This is a genomic window from uncultured Gimesia sp., assembly GCF_963972345.1.
GTDB lineage: Bacteria > Planctomycetota > Planctomycetia > Planctomycetales > Planctomycetaceae > Gimesia.
Map to the genome: position 1 here is coordinate 22,015 of NZ_CAXAVM010000043.1, position 18,042 is coordinate 40,056.

General features: G+C 52.7%; 16 protein-coding genes and 1 pseudogene. 15 read left to right on the forward strand and 2 right to left on the reverse strand.

What is annotated here, in order from left to right; translation table 11 throughout:
* Positions 1-5: 5 nt before the first annotated feature.
* Positions 6-887: an ATPase domain-containing protein gene (locus AACZ40_RS09850; protein WP_291168469.1), complete on the forward strand. Its 882-nt coding sequence runs from the start codon at positions 6-8 to the stop codon at positions 885-887.
* A 323-nt stretch (positions 888-1,210) separates the two neighbouring features.
* On the forward strand, positions 1,211-2,074 hold the full coding sequence (locus tag AACZ40_RS09855; protein WP_291168468.1) for an HDOD domain-containing protein: 864 nt from the start codon (positions 1,211-1,213) through the stop codon (positions 2,072-2,074).
* 159 nt (positions 2,075-2,233) lie between these two features.
* Here the strand turns inward: AACZ40_RS09855 and AACZ40_RS09860 are convergent, their stop codons facing one another.
* Positions 2,234-2,896 carry a hypothetical protein gene (locus AACZ40_RS09860; RefSeq protein ID WP_291168466.1) on the reverse strand — a complete coding sequence of 221 codons (663 nt, stop codon included), beginning with the start codon at positions 2,894-2,896 and terminating at the stop codon, positions 2,234-2,236.
* Between the two features lie 437 nt (positions 2,897-3,333).
* Here AACZ40_RS09860 and csrA point away from each other — a divergent pair, with 437 nt between their 5' ends.
* The 13 genes from csrA (at position 3,334) to mgtE (ending at position 17,057) form a co-directional block, all read left to right on the forward strand.
* Positions 3,334-3,534 (forward strand): carbon storage regulator CsrA, encoded by a 201-nt coding sequence (csrA, locus tag AACZ40_RS09865; protein ID WP_291168464.1) that lies wholly within the window; start codon positions 3,334-3,336, stop codon positions 3,532-3,534.
* A gap of 380 nt (positions 3,535-3,914) precedes the next feature.
* A complete protein-coding gene (locus AACZ40_RS09870) occupies positions 3,915-4,688 on the forward strand; it encodes a flagellar hook-basal body protein (RefSeq protein WP_291168463.1) in 774 nt (257 codons plus the stop codon).
* A 66-nt stretch (positions 4,689-4,754) separates the two neighbouring features.
* Positions 4,755-5,555, forward strand: coding sequence for a flagellar basal-body rod protein FlgG (flgG, locus tag AACZ40_RS09875; RefSeq protein WP_291168461.1), 801 nt, complete (start codon positions 4,755-4,757; stop codon positions 5,553-5,555).
* Positions 5,556-5,589: 34 nt separating this feature from the next.
* Entirely contained in the window at positions 5,590-6,741 is a 1,152-nt protein-coding gene (gene flgA, locus AACZ40_RS09880; protein ID WP_291168459.1) for a flagellar basal body P-ring formation chaperone FlgA, read from the forward strand.
* Complete coding sequence (locus tag AACZ40_RS09885; protein WP_291168457.1) at positions 6,738-7,673, forward strand: flagellar basal body L-ring protein FlgH; 936 nt, start codon at positions 6,738-6,740, stop codon at positions 7,671-7,673. The genes flgA and AACZ40_RS09885 overlap by 4 nt, the downstream gene beginning before the upstream one ends.
* A gap of 38 nt (positions 7,674-7,711) precedes the next feature.
* Entirely contained in the window at positions 7,712-8,797 is a 1,086-nt protein-coding gene (locus AACZ40_RS09890; protein ID WP_291168456.1) for a flagellar basal body P-ring protein FlgI, read from the forward strand.
* A gap of 55 nt (positions 8,798-8,852) precedes the next feature.
* Entirely contained in the window at positions 8,853-9,227 is a 375-nt protein-coding gene (locus AACZ40_RS09895; RefSeq protein WP_291168454.1) for a rod-binding protein, read from the forward strand.
* Positions 9,228-9,365: 138 nt separating this feature from the next.
* Positions 9,366-9,887, forward strand: a complete 522-nt coding sequence (locus tag AACZ40_RS09900; protein WP_291168453.1) for a hypothetical protein — start codon at positions 9,366-9,368, stop codon at positions 9,885-9,887.
* A 68-nt stretch (positions 9,888-9,955) separates the two neighbouring features.
* Complete coding sequence (gene flgK, locus AACZ40_RS09905; RefSeq protein WP_291168451.1) at positions 9,956-11,656, forward strand: flagellar hook-associated protein FlgK; 1,701 nt, start codon at positions 9,956-9,958, stop codon at positions 11,654-11,656.
* Positions 11,657-11,715: 59 nt separating this feature from the next.
* Positions 11,716-13,977: a flagellar hook-associated protein FlgL gene (gene flgL / locus AACZ40_RS09910; protein WP_291168449.1), complete on the forward strand. Its 2,262-nt coding sequence runs from the start codon at positions 11,716-11,718 to the stop codon at positions 13,975-13,977.
* 378 nt (positions 13,978-14,355) lie between these two features.
* Entirely contained in the window at positions 14,356-14,823 is a 468-nt protein-coding gene (gene rplM / locus AACZ40_RS09915) for a 50S ribosomal protein L13 (protein WP_339674285.1), read from the forward strand.
* A 299-nt stretch (positions 14,824-15,122) separates the two neighbouring features.
* Entirely contained in the window at positions 15,123-15,497 is a 375-nt protein-coding gene (rpsI, locus tag AACZ40_RS09920; protein ID WP_291168801.1) for a 30S ribosomal protein S9, read from the forward strand.
* 213 nt (positions 15,498-15,710) lie between these two features.
* Positions 15,711-17,057 carry a magnesium transporter gene (mgtE, locus tag AACZ40_RS09925; protein ID WP_291168446.1) on the forward strand — a complete coding sequence of 449 codons (1,347 nt, stop codon included), beginning with the start codon at positions 15,711-15,713 and terminating at the stop codon, positions 17,055-17,057.
* A gap of 10 nt (positions 17,058-17,067) precedes the next feature.
* Here mgtE and AACZ40_RS09930 read toward each other — a convergent pair.
* Positions 17,068-18,042: pseudogene (locus tag AACZ40_RS09930) on the reverse strand (hypothetical protein); the annotation flags it as partial.

The window sequence follows — 18,042 nt, forward strand, 5'->3', positions numbered from 1 at the left end:
TCACCATGACTGACTTGCGACAATCAACGGGAATTCCGGAATTGGATACACTGCTCGCAGGCGGATTGCTGCCCGGCAAGCTGACCGTTGTGCTGGGCGCGACCGGGATCGGCAAAACACAGCTGGGTTTGCAGTTTGCCCAGGCGGGTCTGCAGCAGGAAGGACAGACCGGTGTACTGTTTGATATGGCAACCCGCGGCGATTCACAGAGCCACAGTGATTACGCCGAGCGGCTGTTCCAGTGGAAACTGCGGGAGCAGCTGGTGGAGACAGCCTTTGACCTGGATCAGATCTGGGATGCCGGGACGCGGACCGACTACCAGCATCTGTTTCGCCAGAGTGGCCGCCGGGTGACGCGCCGTGATATGGAACTGGATGAATGGAAAGAGTGGAAGCTGGAATTCGTCAAGAAACTGGATGCGGCGATTGCCTTTTTTTATTCGAACTTTGTGCATGGCGTGCGACGGGCGGTCATCGATGGCATTGAGCCGACCGATCGCCCCAGCGATTCGTTCCAGTTTCATGCGTTTGAATATGTCTATCACCAGATTCTGCGCAAAGAATATGACTGGGTGGCCCGCGATCTGTTCCGGGCACAGTTTCGCAGTCATCAGGCCCAGGTCGAACAGCATCAATATGATTTTCAGCAGATCGGCTGTCTGCTGCTGCTGACGACACATGAGGTCATGCTGGATGATCTGATCCAGCGTCCGATCGAAAGCGGCGATGTTCTTTCCAATGCAAATACCATCATTCTGATGGGGAAGATCAGGGAAGGGAACCGGATGAGCCGGGCCCTGCATATCGCCAAGCATCGAGGCAGTGCCGTCGATGAATCGCTGGTGCCGTATGAGATCCAGGAATCGGGTCTTAAGCTGTTGACATAACTATTGTGAAATGATGTGCCAGAGCGCCAACTGTAACGATTGCATGTCCCAATCGATGCGGCCCGGTCCTCATGGCCGGGGAGACGTTAAAGTAAGTAGCGCCCCCGTTTGAGGAGGGATTTACACTCTCATTTTTATTTGTCAACAACGCTACAACGGTTCCGATCGTTATTTCTGGAACAGTTGCCTTCGAGAATCGGAAAACTGGTTTTCCGTATCCAATTAGTGACCGTGTCTGCTTTCTCTCAAAGATAGATTTCGAGAGAAGAGAATCCCCCAAAGGGCTAATAGGCAACACAAAGAACTACAAAAGAAGGACGGTCATGTTAGTTGATAATTGTGCAGACCCTGTTGATCTTGCAGATCATTTTGTTCAACGTTTAGATCGCTTACACTCAGCTCCCAAAGTGGCGCAGCAGATCCTGCAGCTGACTCGCAATCCGGAAAGTCGCATCGATGAAATTGTGCGATGCATCGAGCATGACCCCGGCCTGGCAGCGAAAATTCTACAGGTAGTGAACTCGGCCAAGTATGGCGTCTCCCGACAGATCATCAGTATCAAACATGCGGTCTCTTACCTGGGAAAAGATGCCATCCGTATGCTGACCATCAGTTTTTCGATGGTGGAATCATTAACCCGCCGCAGCAAAGGTCGGATTTTTGCCGATTACTGGCAGCGGGCGCTGACGATTGCTTCCATTTCGTCCCATCTGGCAAATCATCATAAGTGCCTGAAAAATGATGAAGCCTATACGGCGGGCCTCCTGGCAGATGTCGGGATTCTGGTCTTCTCTCAGGTGGAACGTGAACAATACAGCCTGATTTATGAAAGCTATCCTCATGGCGAGCAGCTTCTGCTGGGGGAACAGCGGTACTTCGGATTCGATCATGCCGTACTGGGAGCCCGTCTGCTGCATCACTGGTCGTTGCCTCCTGAAATGGTCACAGCGATCGAACAGCATCACGGTACCGGACAGCATGGAGCCCCCCTGGGAATGGCCGTACGTACGGGCAGCCTTCTGGCGGGAAGTCTCTGGAATTGCAGTTCCGATGAGTATCTGGAAGCGGAAGAAATTCTGCAGACTTACTTTGACCTGAATGAAGAGCAGATCAACAGCATGATTGAATCCTGCAAACAGGATATCACCGAGAGCGCCACATTTTTTGGTGTGAACCTGGAAGGCTGATCTGCCAGCTTTCACAGGAGAAAAATCGAATCGAACGCGACGTCAAATGAACCGGGCCAGGGATTCAGAGAAACAACCTGGATAACATATATAGTATCTCACAATCAATGATAACCGGCCCCAATGGTCCGGGAGACATTATAAAAAACGGAGTGCCGACTAACGGTTCCGCTTTGATTTCGCGTTTTCTTTCTCATAAGCCTGTTTGAGCGCAGCGGTTAATTCTGTCTGGGTATAGATATAGGGAGTCGGCTTATTGAACCCCTGACCGTTTTGGGCTTTCGACAGGTAGTTCCCCAGGTTTTTGCCCCCTTTGGTGGTCGTCATATATTCAATCATCGTATAGCCGCCGGGCGAATTGATAAATTCCCGTATCCGACGCTTCCCGTAAGGCATGATCAGGATATGGTCGAGACGATCGTAGCCGCCGGGCATCTGGGCAATGCGACGCATGAAGATCGCCCCTTTGGGTGTACTGAGTTGAGCGGCCAGGAAATCGGTATCGGCGTGCAGTCGTTTGAGGATTTCGTTCTCCGCTTTGACTGACCAGCCAGCCTGTTGCAGTTCCCGAAAGAGGGGTTTGATTTGACCGCGTGTCAGCATATCCCCGGATTTGTAGCCTTTGCGATCCGTAAAATATTCCTCAATCATCTGCATCACTGCTTCCAGTGGGGGAACTTCTTTCTTTTCAGCCGACTCAGGAATGATTTCCGGAGACGGATCGGCAGCAGGCTTTTTGACATCCTGGGCAATTCCTTCGTGGACGGGCATCAGGCAAAACAGGATAGTGCCGGCACTGAACAGGACTCGAATGGCAGACATGGGTTTTCATCTTCCTCTCTGGTTGATGAGCGACCAGAAAAAGTCAATCTGACTGATCAAGGATTGTTTACGTTATCGGCCAGGTTCAGCTGATTGCGTCAGACTCAAAAAAAATGCTTGCTGAACAAGACTGCTACGACAACTTTACCACACTGTAGCAATGTGCCGCACTTTTTTGCGTCAAAAGTGTATAATCCTGCCTGTTCAAGCTATGTGTGTAAGAATAGGTAAAATAAATTGTCTGAAAGACAGGGTACGAACTTACCGAAAACTTTAGGGCTTATGATAAATATTTTAATTTTTTCGATTTTATTTCAAACTGGAATCGGGTTTGCTGCGTATAATCTGTCAGGAAGAATGTTGTTTGACACTATCGTGAGTTTGCAGGGCCTGTTGGTTTAATCAAAGGAATGTATCCCAAAGAAAGGAGTCCACTGATGTTAGTGCTCACAAGACGCAAGGATGAAGAGATCATTATTAACGACAATATCTCCATTAAGATCCTGTCAGTTAAGGGAAATCGGGTTCGACTGGGTGTTGAGGCACCTGATGATGTTTCAGTGAATCGCGCTGAAATTCGAAAACTGGTACATCAGTTCGAAGTCGAATGTGTCCCTGCTCAAAGTTGTGGTCTATAATCAACCAGGCTGGTCAATGAACTGTCAGGCAGTCCCGTCTATGATTGTCTGTTCAAGTTCAGGTCCTTCTACCCCGCCACAAAACAGGAAATGTTTCTGTTTCACGTTTCTTAAGCTGTTTCCAGAAGTAAACTGATACTGTTGCCGGGTTTATGACTTTTCAGGTCATGGTGCCTGTTTTGCGCCCGGCTTCCCTCGCTGCCTGATGCCGTTAGCGACTGGGGGACTGGATAAAGTGGAATATATTTTCCGATTACATTAAAGATGCCTGTTGTAGGGATCCGATAGATATAAGGGGGGATGTGTCTATCGAAACTCTTTGAGTTCGTTGCGTAGCGGTTTCAGTACCGAAACAGCAGCGGTTCAAGTCAGGTATCCAAATGATTTACGGCATGTACCTCTCAGCCCAAGGTGCCGAAGCGAATTCGGTCCGGCTTGATGTGCTTTCGAATAATATGGCCAATGCGAATACCACGTCATTTAAACGTGACGTTCCCATCTTTCGCATTAATCCTCCCCATGATCAGAATGAGGGGCCTCTCAATCCATTGCCCGGCGCGCTGGAAAATCATTCCGGCGGTATCTCTCTGGAATCCATTACAACCGACTTCGAACCCGGTTCGCTCATTCCTACCAACAGTGAGTTTGACCTGGCTTTAAAAGGGCCGGGCTTCTTTCAGGTCGGCAGCGCACAGGAGTCCTTTCTGACCCGAAACGGATCACTCTCGATTGATGGAAATCGACGACTGGTCACCGCCGATCATGGCATGCCCATCCTGACGACAGATGGCAGAGAGATCAAAGTTCCCGTCGAAGCCACCCACGTGGAAATAACCCCCGATGGTGTGGTCACTCCCTTTGATGCAGAAAATCAGCCGCTGGGGAATCTGGGGCAGCTGGCTGTCGTGATGCCGGGCTCCCTCGACGAACTCGTCAAAATCGGGAAGAACATGTACACAACAGAAGGACGTGTGAATCCGCTGAAAGGTCCGGCGAATATTGCACAGGGTTTTATTGAAGCATCCGGCACGAATTCCGTCGAGGAGATGATGGAACTGGTGACCTCATCCCGGATGTTTGAATCGAACATCAATATGATCAAGTTACAGGATGAATCGCTCGGACGGTTACTGCAAAGTATGCCACGGCGTTAAGCAAACAATTTTTTAAGATGACCTGTGTTCTTTTCAAGACAGGTCAGGGGAGTAAGGAGACAACCCATGGCAGTAAGAGCCCTGTATTCCAGTGCTTCGGGAATGGCTGCGAACAGCTTCAATCTCGATATCATTGCCAACAACCTGGCAAACTCCAGTACCACTGCGTACAAACAGAGTCGTGCCAATTTTGAAGACATTTTCTACGAGCATTTCAAGCTGCCGGGCGTGCAGGACAATCAGGGAAATCTCACGCCTACCGGAACCGCGCTGGGTATTGGTACCCGGGTGCAGAGTACCGAAGGCGATTTTGAACAGGGTTCGATTTTACCTACCAACGGCACCTATGATCTGGCGATTGTCGGCGATGGATTTTTCCGCGTGAATGACGGAACCCAGGACCTGTATACCCGTGCCGGAAACTTCTCTTTGAATGCCAATGGAAACCTGGTGATGGCGTCTGCCGACAAAGGTTACCAGCTCCAGCCGACCATTTCAATTCCCCAGGATGCGATCAATGTTTCCATCTCCGGCGATGGTGTGGTCAGTTATCAGCAGCAGGGATCGCCCCAGATTCAGACCGCCGGCAATATTCAGATCGCCCGTTTCATTAACAATCAGGGTCTGATGCGTCAGGGAGACAACCTGTTTACTGAGACCACCGGTTCGGGTCCGGCCCAGTTCGGTGATCCGGGTACGGAAGGCCGCGGCCAGGTGCGACAGGGATTTCTGGAGCAGTCCAACGTGGAACCGGTTCGAGAACTGGTTGAACTGATTAAAACCCAGCGTAACTTCGAACTCAACAGCCAGGTCGTGCAGGCCGCCGACCAGAGCCTGCAGACCGTGGCCAACCTGCGTCGTTTCTAAGCTGATCTGTTATTTTGCACAAAGTCGATTTTTCATGTTTCGTTTCTGTTTCAAATCGTGTTTGAGTTTCTCAATGCTGGTCTGCTGCTGTGTTGTCAGCCTGGACAGTCTGCAGGCAGAAATTCTGCGTCTGAAAGCGACCGCTGTGGTGAATACGTCTGTCGTACGCCTGGGTGATATCGCTGATGTACTGCACGCCGATCCGGAACAGATCACACGCATGCAGGGCATGATTCTGCAGCCGGCTCCTCCGCAGGGCCGAACCCAGGTCATTACCATCTCACAGATCCGGGGACGCCTGCAGGCCCTGGGTGTGGATTTAAGTCAACTGGAACTGACCGGCCGCAGCCAGGTGCAGGTCACTTCAAAAGAAGTCAATCAGGAACCACAGCAACAGGCGGTCACCACCCAGCAGGATCAGCAGCAGGCCGAACAGAAAGTTCAACAGGCCCTGACGGACTGGGTCAGAAGCAGCTACCCCAATTCAAAACAGTTTTCTCTCTCGGTCCGTCTGCCCCGTGATCATGTGCAGCAGGTACTTGATAACCGCGCTGACATGTTTCGCTTTGCCGGCCTGGATCAACTCGTGGAAACAGAGCAGGCCGTCGGGATGAAGCTGATTGATGCACAGGGCGAGTCTCATGAAATTCGCATTATCTGCCAGCTGAAACGGATCCCCGAGATTCTGGCAGCCAAATACACATTAAACAAAGGCACCGTGGTACGTGCCGATGATCTGGTCTGGATTCGACCGGAAAAAGATCAGACCGGCATGACCGATCCCCGCCTGGTAATTGGCAGAGAACTGACACGGACCGTGTACCAGTCCCACGTAATGCGGAGTCAGGATCTGGTGGAAGTACCCCTGATCCGTGACGGTGCAATTGTGACGGTTTACGCCCGACGCGGTGGGATTTCAGTTCGTCGTGAGATGCGGGCCCAGGGCACCGGTGGCATGGGGGATCCCATTACGCTGATCGCGCTGGAAGGCCGGGACCGACTGATGGCAACGGTGACCGGTTACAACCAGGCCGAAGTGAACTACCGCCCCGCCAATGAAGTTCAGCGGACCGCCGGAATTCAGTTTGTTTCCGGATCCTCTGAAGCATCCGACGGCATTCCTCAGTCCGGGAACATTCAAACCGCGGGCGGGTATGCCATTCGAAGAGGGGGAATTCGAAAATGAAAATAATCACACGAAACAGTGAGAGAATCTGTCAGCGCCACAGGCTGCTGGCAGTGTTACGGGAGGCGATTTCCCTGGGAAGTATCGTATTGTTTTGTTCGACTGTCGCGCTGGCGCAGGAACCCACAGCGCAGGGAACCGCGCAGGCCAATTCGAGCACTTCAATACGATCCTCCCAGGGTACTTCCGCAGCAGAAGAAAGCACAACTGAAGAAACAACACAGGCAGCGGGGCCTGACGAAAAGCAGGGCCCACGCGTTCCCCGGCTGGCGTCAGCACAGATCAACGAGTTCGGCTTTCAGACCGAAGCATTACAGCTGACAGAGTCCCTGGCAAATACCTTTGGCCAGGGAGACCTTTATACGAATTCACCCAAGCCGGCTCTGATCAGAGATTATTCACTGATTTATGTACCGGCCCCTGAACCGATTGTCGTGAAGATCCATGATATTATTACAATCATGGTGGATGAAAAATCCAGTGTGACCGTGGATTCCCGCTTCAACCGGAATCGAACCGAAACACTGAAAGCGGAGCTCAAGGAGTTCATGCGGATCGATGCTGCAGGCAACCTGGCGCCCGCGGCTTTGAACAGCCCGAAAATTGATACCCAGCTGCAGGGGCGTCTGCAGAGTACCGGCCAGTTAGCGGACCGTGAAGGGATTCAGTATCGGATTGCTGCCATCGTGGTGGATATCCGTCCGAACGGCAACCTGATTCTGGAAGCCCGCAAAAGCATTCGCACCAATCATGATGTCTGGGAATATCGTCTGACGGGCGAAATTCGCAGTAAGGATGTCAACCGTGATAACACGGCGTTAAGTGAAAATATTGCCAATCTGGATATCGTCAAGCACCAGAGAGGTAAAGTGTATCAGAGTACCAAACGACCATGGGGGGTGGTGTTGTACGACTGGTTCTTTCCATTTTAAGTCAACTTCTTTTTGTTGAAATGTGACGGGAAATTACTATGCCAGCCCGACTGTTCAAACCTGTTTCCAGTCTGATCCTGTTCGTCCTCTGCCTGCTGTGTCCGGTCTCCGAACTGCAGGCGCGGACACGCGTGGAAAATATCTGCAGCGTGTATGGCATGAAGGAAATCAAACTGACCGGCATGGGGCTGGTCGTGGGCCTGGATGGCACCGGTGATGGCGGCAAGAACCTGCCCACCATTCGCAGCCTGGCAGCAGCCCTCAAGCATTTGAATAACCCGGTGGTGGATCTGGCAGATCTGTCCGCTGCCAACAATGTGGCGCTGGTCATGATTGAAGCGACCATTCCTGCCAGCGGGATCCGCAAAGGACAGAAACTGGATTGCCATGTCAGTTCCATGCTGGGAGCGAAAAGTCTGAGAGGCGGACGACTGCTGGTCGCGCCGGTCGCGACGCCGGAAATCGGAAACGGGGTGGGTGCCGGACTCTGTTCAGGCGGCGTCATCCTGGAAGACGATCTTTCACAGGCAACGGGGAAAATTATCAACGGCCTGGTGATGGAACGGGACTTCGATCTGCCCTTCATCGACCGCCGAACGCGTTCCATCACACTGCTGGTCGACCGACATCATGCCGGTTTTCATACTGCCAGCGAAGTGGCACGCGTGATCAATTCCGAATTCAGTTTTGAAGCCGGCAATCAGCAGCTGGCGATTGCCCAGGGACCCGGCCGGGTGTTTATCCGGATTCCCCGGCAGTATATGCAGTCACCGGTCGAATTTGTGGCCGCGGTCATGGAAGTGGGCATTGATCGTCCCCATCAGCAGGCGCGGGTGGTGGTCAATCCAAAATCACAAACAGTGGTCGTCACCGGCGAAGTCGAAATCAGTCCGGTGGTGATTTCACATAAGAATCTAACTGTGGGTGTCGGAAATCCTGCAGAGGGGGGACTGCCGGGAGGCTTTGTGCCGATCACCGGCGAGCAGGGACAACAGAGTACGCAACGACTGCAGCAGCTGGTGGAAGCACTGAACCAGCTGCGTGTGCCGACGGAAGATGTGATCAGCATCATCCGCGAGTTGCATCGCTCTGGCAAACTGCACGCTGAGTATGATGAGCACTAAGTAGTAAAGCTGACGCCGGTTTCATTTTTAGATCACTTTTCAGGAATTACCAGTGATGACCTCTCTCTCCGCCATTCAACCTTCCATAAACCAGTCGTCGCTGTTGTCTAATGTGAGCGGCGCTCCTGCTGAATTAAATCAGACCGGCCAAAACCCATCGGAACTGAAAGAAAAGTTCCAGGAGTTCGTGGCGGGAACGTTTTACCAGCAGATGTTTAAAGCGATGCGATCGGCACAGGGAAAGCCTGCCTATTTTCATGGTGGTCAGGCCGAAGAAATGTTTCAGTCTCAGCTGGACCAGCAGATCTCTACAGACCTGGCGAAAAAGGAGGGGGGCAGCTTCTCGGATGCACTGTTCTCCTCGTTTGCACGACAGTTGAATGCGAATTCGCTGGAATCGATCGATGCGGCTGCAGGTTTAACACCTTAAGCTTCATCACGTTAAGTCAGCAAAAAAGATTCTGGTTAAAACAGACGCGAGACCTGGATCAAATGTGCCGATTATAACGATAGGCGATTTTCTCCGCTCACAGGGCGGATTATGTAAACCGGGAGAAAGGGGGCTCCCATGCATGAAGCACCAAGTGCGTCTGCACAGACGCAGCATCGGCAGTTACTCAGCCAGTTGTCGGGGATCCTGCATGATCTGGAACCCATACAAAACCAGTTGCTGGAACTGTATCAGAAGAAATCTCAGGCGCTCCGGAAGATCAATGTCAAAATCATTGATGAATGCGGCGTCATTGAAGCAGAACTCACTCGCGAGCTGCAGTTCGTCTTACTCAGACGTCAGCAGTTATTGCAGTCCGCCGGGCAACAGGGGCTGCCAGCCGACTCACTGCATGACCTGCTCCTGAAACTGGATGTTCCGAAATCAGAGCCGCTGTTCGAAAGAATTGCAGCCGCTCAGCAGCGGTCCAAAAAGCTGCGGCATGAAACCTGGGTCCAGTGGATTGTGTCCACACGCTCTTATCAGCACTACACACAGGTACTGGAACTGATTGCGCACGCAGGTCAGAAGGTGCCTACCTACTCACGTGGTCAAAATGAAAGTGGTACAGGAGGGGTGATATTTGACGCATCGGCTTGAATGCTCGCTGTAAAGTGATCCGTCGTCCGTTGTGTTGAAGACACCTCCTTTGTTTCGGAAATACCGTTATGGGACTTAATGCTACGCTGGCAATGGCCAAGCAGTCGCTGGAAATATTCGGGACCGGGATTCAGGTCTCCGGACAGAATATTTCCAACGCGGGAACACCCGGCTACATCCGTGAAGAACTGGTCCTCAATCCGTCCGCCCCGTATCGACAGGGCGCATTGATTGTCGGTACCGGTGTGGAAATCTCGGGGATCCAGCAGCAGATCGATCTGTTCCTCGAAACGCGAATCCATTCTGCGAATACCGATTTTTCTGCCATTGATGAACGCAATACGATTTTCAAACAGCTGGAAAATGAAATACGGGAATTATCGGGAGGCGATCTCTCGACGGGGCTGAATGATTTTCTGGCAACGATTAATAATGTCGTCAATCAGCCCGGCTCAATTCCCGACCGGGAATTCGTGATAAACGAAGCGGAAAAATTTGCTGCGGAAATCAGTTCACTCCGCCTGCGTCTCAACGATCTGCGCGAAGTTCAGTCAGTGAACGTGGAAAACCTGGTCACAGAAGCCAATCAACTGATTGATAAAATCATCGATTTGAATCCCAAGATTTCCAAACTGGAATCATCGGGATTACTGGAAAGCGATGCCGGCGCGCTGCGTACGCAGCGTTATGTCGCGCTGAACCGGCTGTCAGAACTGATACCGATCCGTTATCGCGAACGCTCCGACGGGGCCATCGATGTCTTTACCGGTTCCGATTACCTGGTCCTGGCAGGCACATCGCAGAAGCTCGAATTGCAGACCGATACCGACCGCGGCGTTGTCGTGCACGACGTGTTACTTTCGCAGACAAGAAGTAATATTTCCCATACGGGGGGTGAGCTGAAAGGGATCGTGGAAGGTCGCGATGAAATCCTGGGCGGCTTTGTCGATCAACTGGATACCTACGCTTCCAATCTGATTTTTGAATTCAATAAAATCCATGCCTCCGGTGAGGGGACGGCAGGGTTTGGACAGATCACCTCTGCATCGCGGGCGCTGGATTCGTCGGCGACGCTGAATTCGGAACAGTCCGGCTTGCCGTTTCAGGCAAACCACGGCAGTTTTCAGATTAAAGTCACCAATAAATCAACAGGCATCACCGACACCGTCACGATCAACGTGGACCTGGACGGAATCGGCACTGATACAACGCTCGACAGTCTGGCTTCGTCCATTAACGGTGTGGCGAATCTGAACTCCAGTGTCTCCACGGACGGGAGACTCTCCATCAGTGCGAATGCCGATTACGAATTTAAATTCTCCAATGATACCAGCGGCGCCCTGGCAGCTGTCGGCATCAATACTTTGTTTACCGGCGCTGATTCCAGCGATATCAGTATCAATTCCCTTATCAAGCAGAATCAGCAGTTTCTGGCGACAGGTCAGGGAGGAGGCCACTCGGACGGCAGTAATGCCGTGTTGCTGGCGGCTTTCTCTGAAAAGCCCATTGAGTCGCTGGGCGGAATCAGCATCGACAGTTATTACGAAAAAATTGTAGCGAATCTCGCGCAGTCTTCTGCCTCAGAGGCGGCACTCGCGAAGGGAGCACAGACGTTCCGCGATTCGCTGTTGAATCAGCGGGAACAGTTTTCCGGCGTCAGTATTGATGAAGAAACCATTAACGTGCTGACCTACCAGAGAGCGTTTCAGTCGGCAGCGCGACTGGTCAGTACTATTGATGAACTGTTTACGATTCTACTTAACATTTGAAACTTGAGCGCCCCTTTTTATTCTCTATTCACGATTCCTGTTTTTCGGTGTGAGTCATCATGACGATTGGTCCCATTCTGCCAGGTAGGCTGCCTTCGACGATGCTGTCGGATCGGTTGAAAGTCTCATTGAATGACAATGCGCTGGAGCTGGCAAAGCTGCAGCAGCAGGTGGCGACCGGACAGCTGTTTTCACTGGCCAGTGAATCACCCGGGGCGGCGCTCCGAACGATCATTCTGCAGTCGACTTTCGAACGGCAGCAGCAATACCAGTCGAATATCAATACGAGTCTGAGCATGCTGACCATGAGTGAAACTTCACTGGGCAGTGTCAGTGATGCACTCAATGCGGCGAAAGCGATTTCTCTTTCAGGTGTGGGTTCAACCGTCACCGACGCCGAACGTGTGGCACTCGCCGATCAGATTGCTTCCCTGAGAACCCAGGTGATCAACGCCGGCAACACCACCTTTCGCGGACAGTACCTGTTTTCCGGAAGCCAGACCAATGTGGCTCCCTTTGAAGAAGGGACAGACGGACTGGTGGTCTACCGTGGTGACGATCATCAGATCCAGTCTTACATTAATAAACAGACCCTGCTTCCGAATAACTTTGACGGGATTTCAGCCTTTGCGGCCAGTACGCCGGAATTCGGGAGTGACATCAACCCGGCGTTATCGCTCCAGACCCGTATTTCAGATCTGAACGGCGGTCGGGGTGTCAAACTCGGTTCCATTTCAGTGACACTGGATAACGGAACTCCGCAGACCCAGACCGTGGATCTTTCCGGCGTTGAAACGGTGCAGGATCTCAAAACGGTTCTGGAAAATGCCTTTGCCGGTGGTCCGCTGACGCTGACCGTGGATATTGATCCTGCCAGCGCGAGCGGTTTGAGGCTGACTCCCTCTGCGGGGACCGTAGCCGTCTCCAATGTAATCGGATCAAGTCTGGCAACCGATCTGGGAATTGCCAGTACCGCCGTGGCGCAGGTCAACGGTGGTGATATCAATCCTGGAATCACGCTGCAGACCACACTGGCGTCTCTTAACGGCGGTGCCGGGATCGGGGCCACCGCGGGAACAGGACTGGTGATTAATAATGGCGGGCAGACCCATACCATTGATCTTTCGACTGCCACCACAATCGAAGATGTGTTCAATCTGATCAGAACCGCCGATCCGGATCTCAACCTGGGCTTCAATGACGCGAAGAATGGACTGGCGATCTCCAGCCGGGTGAGTGGCGCGGATTTCTCGATCGGCGAAAATAATGGGGGCAGCAATGCCGCTGGACTGGGAATTGCCACTTTCTCTGCAAGTACCTCACTTTCGGAATTGAATTACGGCCGGGGCGTCGACGTGGATACCGGTAAGCAGCTGCAGATCATCAGGCGGGACGGGACCACGGTCAACCTGGACCTGAGTGGCACGAAAACCGTTCAGGATGTCATTGACCGGATTAATGATTTTGAGGTCTTCGACGGTACCACCCCGCTGGCAGATCTGAATCTGGGGCAGGGCGTTCCCGTGGGAGCCACGACCCTGGATATTACCCGCCGCGATGGTTCGGTGGTGAATGTCAGTCTGGCCGGTGATGCAAGCGTGCAGGATGTGCTGGATTCAATTAATGCCGTCGATCCAGGCAACCTGGTGGCGGGCATTGATCCGAATACCAATGCGTTCCAGATTACGGATAATTCAGGTACAGGCCCGTTGAGTATAGCCGGCAATGCCGTTTCCGATGCACTGGGGCTGGCAGTCACAGAAGGGGGAACTGATAACAGTGTCCCTCTCCAGGGGAATTTTGTTCCCATCAAACTGCAGGTGACTCTGAATACAACCGGGAACGGTCTGACGATCTTTGATGCTTCGGGGACAGGTCCCCTGGAAATTCCCGCCAACGAGATTGCCTATGCACTGGGGATTGATGGAATTGAGACCGGCACGGATCCCCTGGTCGGACTGGTCGGTGATGAACCCAATCCGAAAGAATCGACCGGTGTGCTCAGCCTGCTGTCGCGACTGGAGAACTCCTTAAGGGATGGCAACGATCAGGAAATCGGGCGGATTGGCGGCTTGCTGGATACCGAAATCGCCCGCGTGAACCGGGTGCGGGGGGATATTGGCAGCCGGATGAGCGTTCTGGAAGAGTCGAACAACCGACTGAAAGACCAGGAAGTCAAAATCAAGGAAGCGATTTCCAATGAATTCGAAACGGATCTGACCGAGGTCATTATCGAAATCACCCAGAGGCAGAATGCATTCCAGGCGAATCTGCAGGTGACCTCCCAGGCCTTGCAACTCACACTGCTTTCCTATCTGTAATCGTGTACCTGTACCGATGAGCGTTGATCCCTCTTAGAGAGATCCGCGGCAGCGCTTCGCGAGGCAGTCTTGAATGATCTGGAAAATCGAGGCAGCCTGACGGCAGTCGGCTTGGGGAAGAAAAGTCACTTTTCTCTGCTTTTTTGTGTTCCAGCACAGATTTTCCGCCCTGCCAAAGTTGAAGATGCAGATCAAAAAGGTTACTGTTATCCGCTCCCTTGCGGTTTGTATGCGCTCCCCTTATCGGCGTATTTCCGACGGTGGGGCAGAATTCCCTCGATGAACTGACATGCATTTATATAGTGCATATTGACATAAGTATTGAATATTATATCGTTTACGTTTGAGGAATAACCGGTGTCTACTACAAAAACCTTTATGGCAAATGCAAAGACTGTTAACCCTGAGTGGTTTGTTGTTGATGCAGACAATCTGATTGTGGGGCGGCTGGCCGCGAAAATTGCGACCATTCTGATGGGTAAGCACAAGCCGACCTACACGCCTCATGTGGATACCGGGGATTATGTGATTGTCCTAAACTGTGACAAGGTAAAGTTTTCCGGTAAGGGACTTGCCCACGACACACACCCCTATTTCTCTCAGAAGATGTTGCGAAAAGGATATGCAACCTATTCAGGTTATCCCAGCGGTCTGAAAGTGGTCACTGCTGAGATGAAACTGGAACGGGGTCAGTCGACCCAGGTTCTCTCTGAAGCCGTCCGTCGCATGCTTCCCAAAAATAAACTGGGTCGCCAGATGCTGAAAAAACTCAAGCTCTATGCTGGCCCGACTCATGAACATCAGTCACAACAGCCTCAGGATATGCCCGCTCACCTGCTGCCATAATCCGAGCAGAAGCAGACAAACTTCTATTGTTCCCTTTTCAGAATATCAGATAAGAGTAGTTAACCGTCATGGATAATGAGACTCCAGAAGAAGAAGTAACAACCGGAACACCAGATCAGCAGACTCCGGTTGAGGCTGAAACAGCCACTTCAGAAGAAGCGACTGCAGATACAATGAGCACCACATCGGGAGTTCCTGAACTGACTCTCGGTTCCGGCGTGCCTGCTGAGTCCGAAGAAGACGAAGTAGTTAAACCCGAACCTGTCATCCGGGGAAAACTGGATAAGCATGGTGTGGCAATGGGAACCGGTCGTCGTAAGACAGCCGTCGCTCGCGTTCGCATCAAAGCGGGTACCGGAAGCCTGACGATCAATGGTCAGGCCCTGGATGAATATCTGCGGGTCGAACGTGATCGTCAGATGGTGGAAGCCCCGCTGAAGGCGACCGAAATGTTCGGTAAAGTCGATGTCTGGGTGCGTGTCAATGGTGGCGGAACCACGGGGCAGACTGGTGCCATCGTGCTGGGCATTGCCCGTGCTCTCGAAGGCTACAACAACCAGTTCCACGAAACACTGAGTGCCGGTCGCTTCCTGACTCGTGACAGCCGTATGGTGGAACGCAAGAAATTCGGATTCAAAAAAGCACGCAAGAGCTTCCAGTTCTCAAAACGATAAACTGCGTGTGAACAACGTCAAACAACTTCTGATTCTGTTGTTTGTATGAAGTCATCAACACCCTGGCTGGCGCTGATTCCAGTCAGGGTGTTTTTTTACAGAGAAACCGGCCAGGCCGGCAGAGAGAGTCGAGTCGCTCCCGCTTTCTGCCTGGTAAAACCAGAATCCGGTTTGTGAAACGGATCTACATCTCAGGCAAACGAGGCATTCCGCATGTATGGGCGATTATTGCTACCAGAGCTTCGGATACTGATGGATGAAGGTGATCATGCAGGGGTCAAGGAGTTCTGTGAAGCCCTCTATCCCGCAGTCACGGCGGAGATCCTGGCGGAGCTCGACAGCCAGAATGTCTGGCAGGTTCTCAGCTGCTGTGATCCTCAGAAGCAGGCCGAGATCTTTCAGTTCCTGCCTCTGCCTCAGCAGATTGAAATTGTCGGCGTGATCGAACGGGGGCCGCTGTCTCGGCTGATTGAAGAGATGGCGCCGGACGACCGTGTTGACCTGCTGACGCGAATGGATGATGAGCATGTGGAAGAGCTGCTGCCTCTGATGGCACAGGCGGAACGCAGCGATATCCGGAAACTGCTTTCCTATCCGGAAGACAGCGCCGGCGCGATCATGACGACCGAATACGCGTCGTTACCCGAAAATATCACCGTGGCTCAGGCGCTGGAACGTTTGCGACAACAGGCACCGGACAGTGAAATCATTTCGTATATCTACGTGGTGGACGAAGGGCGGCGCCTGCAGGGAATTGTCTCGCTGCGCGAGCTGATCTTTGCCCGCCCGGCGCGTCCCCTTTCTGAAATCACCAATCGAGATGTGATTTCCGTCCGCGTCGATGACGACCAGGAATTTGTCGCCCAGCAGATGGCCCGCTTTGACTTCATCGCCATTCCGGTCGTGGACCATCAGAATCAACTGGTCGGGATTGTGACCCACGATGATGCCATCGATATTATGCAGGAAGAAGCGACGGAAGACGCGTATCGCCTGGCAGCGGTCGAGCCCCTGGAAGACAGTTATCTTTCCACACCTTTAAAGACGGTCATTCAGAAGCGGGCTGGCTGGCTGATTTTTCTGCTGGTCCCCTCGTTTCTGGCGGCGAAAGTGCTTGAACACTTTGAAGGGGTTTCGGACAAGTATGAATGGCTGGTGCTGTTTATCCCCCTGATCCTGGCCAGCGGTGGAAATGCCGGTTCACAGTCTGCCACGCTGATCATCCGGGCGATGGCACTGGAGTCGAATATTCAGCGCGATGAATTACGCGCCCTGCTGCGTAAGGAATTACAGCTCGGGCTGTTGTTGGGGAGTCTGTTGTCGGTGATCAGTTTTCTGGTTTCCTGGTTTTTCACTTCTCAGTTGATCCAGGCATCGGTGGTGGGGCTGGCCGTTTTCCTGGTCGTACTGATGGGGATTTCCGCAGGGGGCATGCTGCCGATGGGCTTCCGCAAACTGGGAATGGACCCGGCGATGATGTCGAATCCTTTCATTACCGCGCTGGTCGACATTCTGGGGCTGATCATCTACTTTCAGGTGGCACTCTACCTGGTCAACTGACGAAGCACGTTTACTGCGTCAGGTCTGCCGATTTCGGATCATCGGCTTCGGTATCCAGTGCTTTGAGCTCAATGCCCATCATCTTCATCAGTTCCAGGGCATTGCTGTGTTCCACGATACCGGGACGCATCCGGTAATCAAAGGCCATTTTCCCATCGATTAGCTGGTCTTCAAAATGCACGTTTTTCGCCTGGGAACCAAACTGGGCCGTGATTTCGGTGAGAGCAAGATCATGCGTGGTGACAATGCCGATGCCCCCCCGTTCGATCAACGTTTCAATCACGCTCTGGGCGCCGATCCGCCGATCATGCGAATTAGTACCCTGCAGGATTTCATCTAACAGAAACAGGACCGGCACTGCAGCGTCTGCCAGATGCACCACCGCCGAAAGGCGGGCCACGGACTGATAGAACAGCGAGGCGCCCTGCTGCAGAGAATCCTGGACCCGCATCGCGGTACCGGCCTGCATGGGCGATACGGTCAGACTGGCGGCCCGCACAGGAGCACCCGCCAGCGCCAGTACAAAATTGGTCCCCACCGTCCGCATCAAAGTACTTTTGCCGGACATGTTGGAACCGCTGATCATCAGCAGACGCTGCTCTGTATTCAGGGTCACGTCGTTGCGTACCACCTGTTCGAGGGGAATCAGCGGATGTCCCAGCGCAACGCCTTCAAACCGCGGTCCATTCGCAGGATCTGCGATCTCCGGAAAGGGATCTTCAGGATGTTCGTAAGCATAACCGGCCAGGGAGCAGAGTGCCTCGAATTCGCCGACCGCTGCCAGCCATTCAGGACAGTGCGGCCCGACCCGTTGCCGCCAGCGCTCGATGGCGAACATGTAATGAAAGGGAATCCCCAGCAGGATCGTCAACGGAGCCGAAAACTGATTACGAAAACAGTTATTCAATCCCTGGATATTCCGCCGGAGCTGGGCAATACTCCGCGACGGCGGGACGCCATCGGTCTGGAGGGCCGTGACAATTGT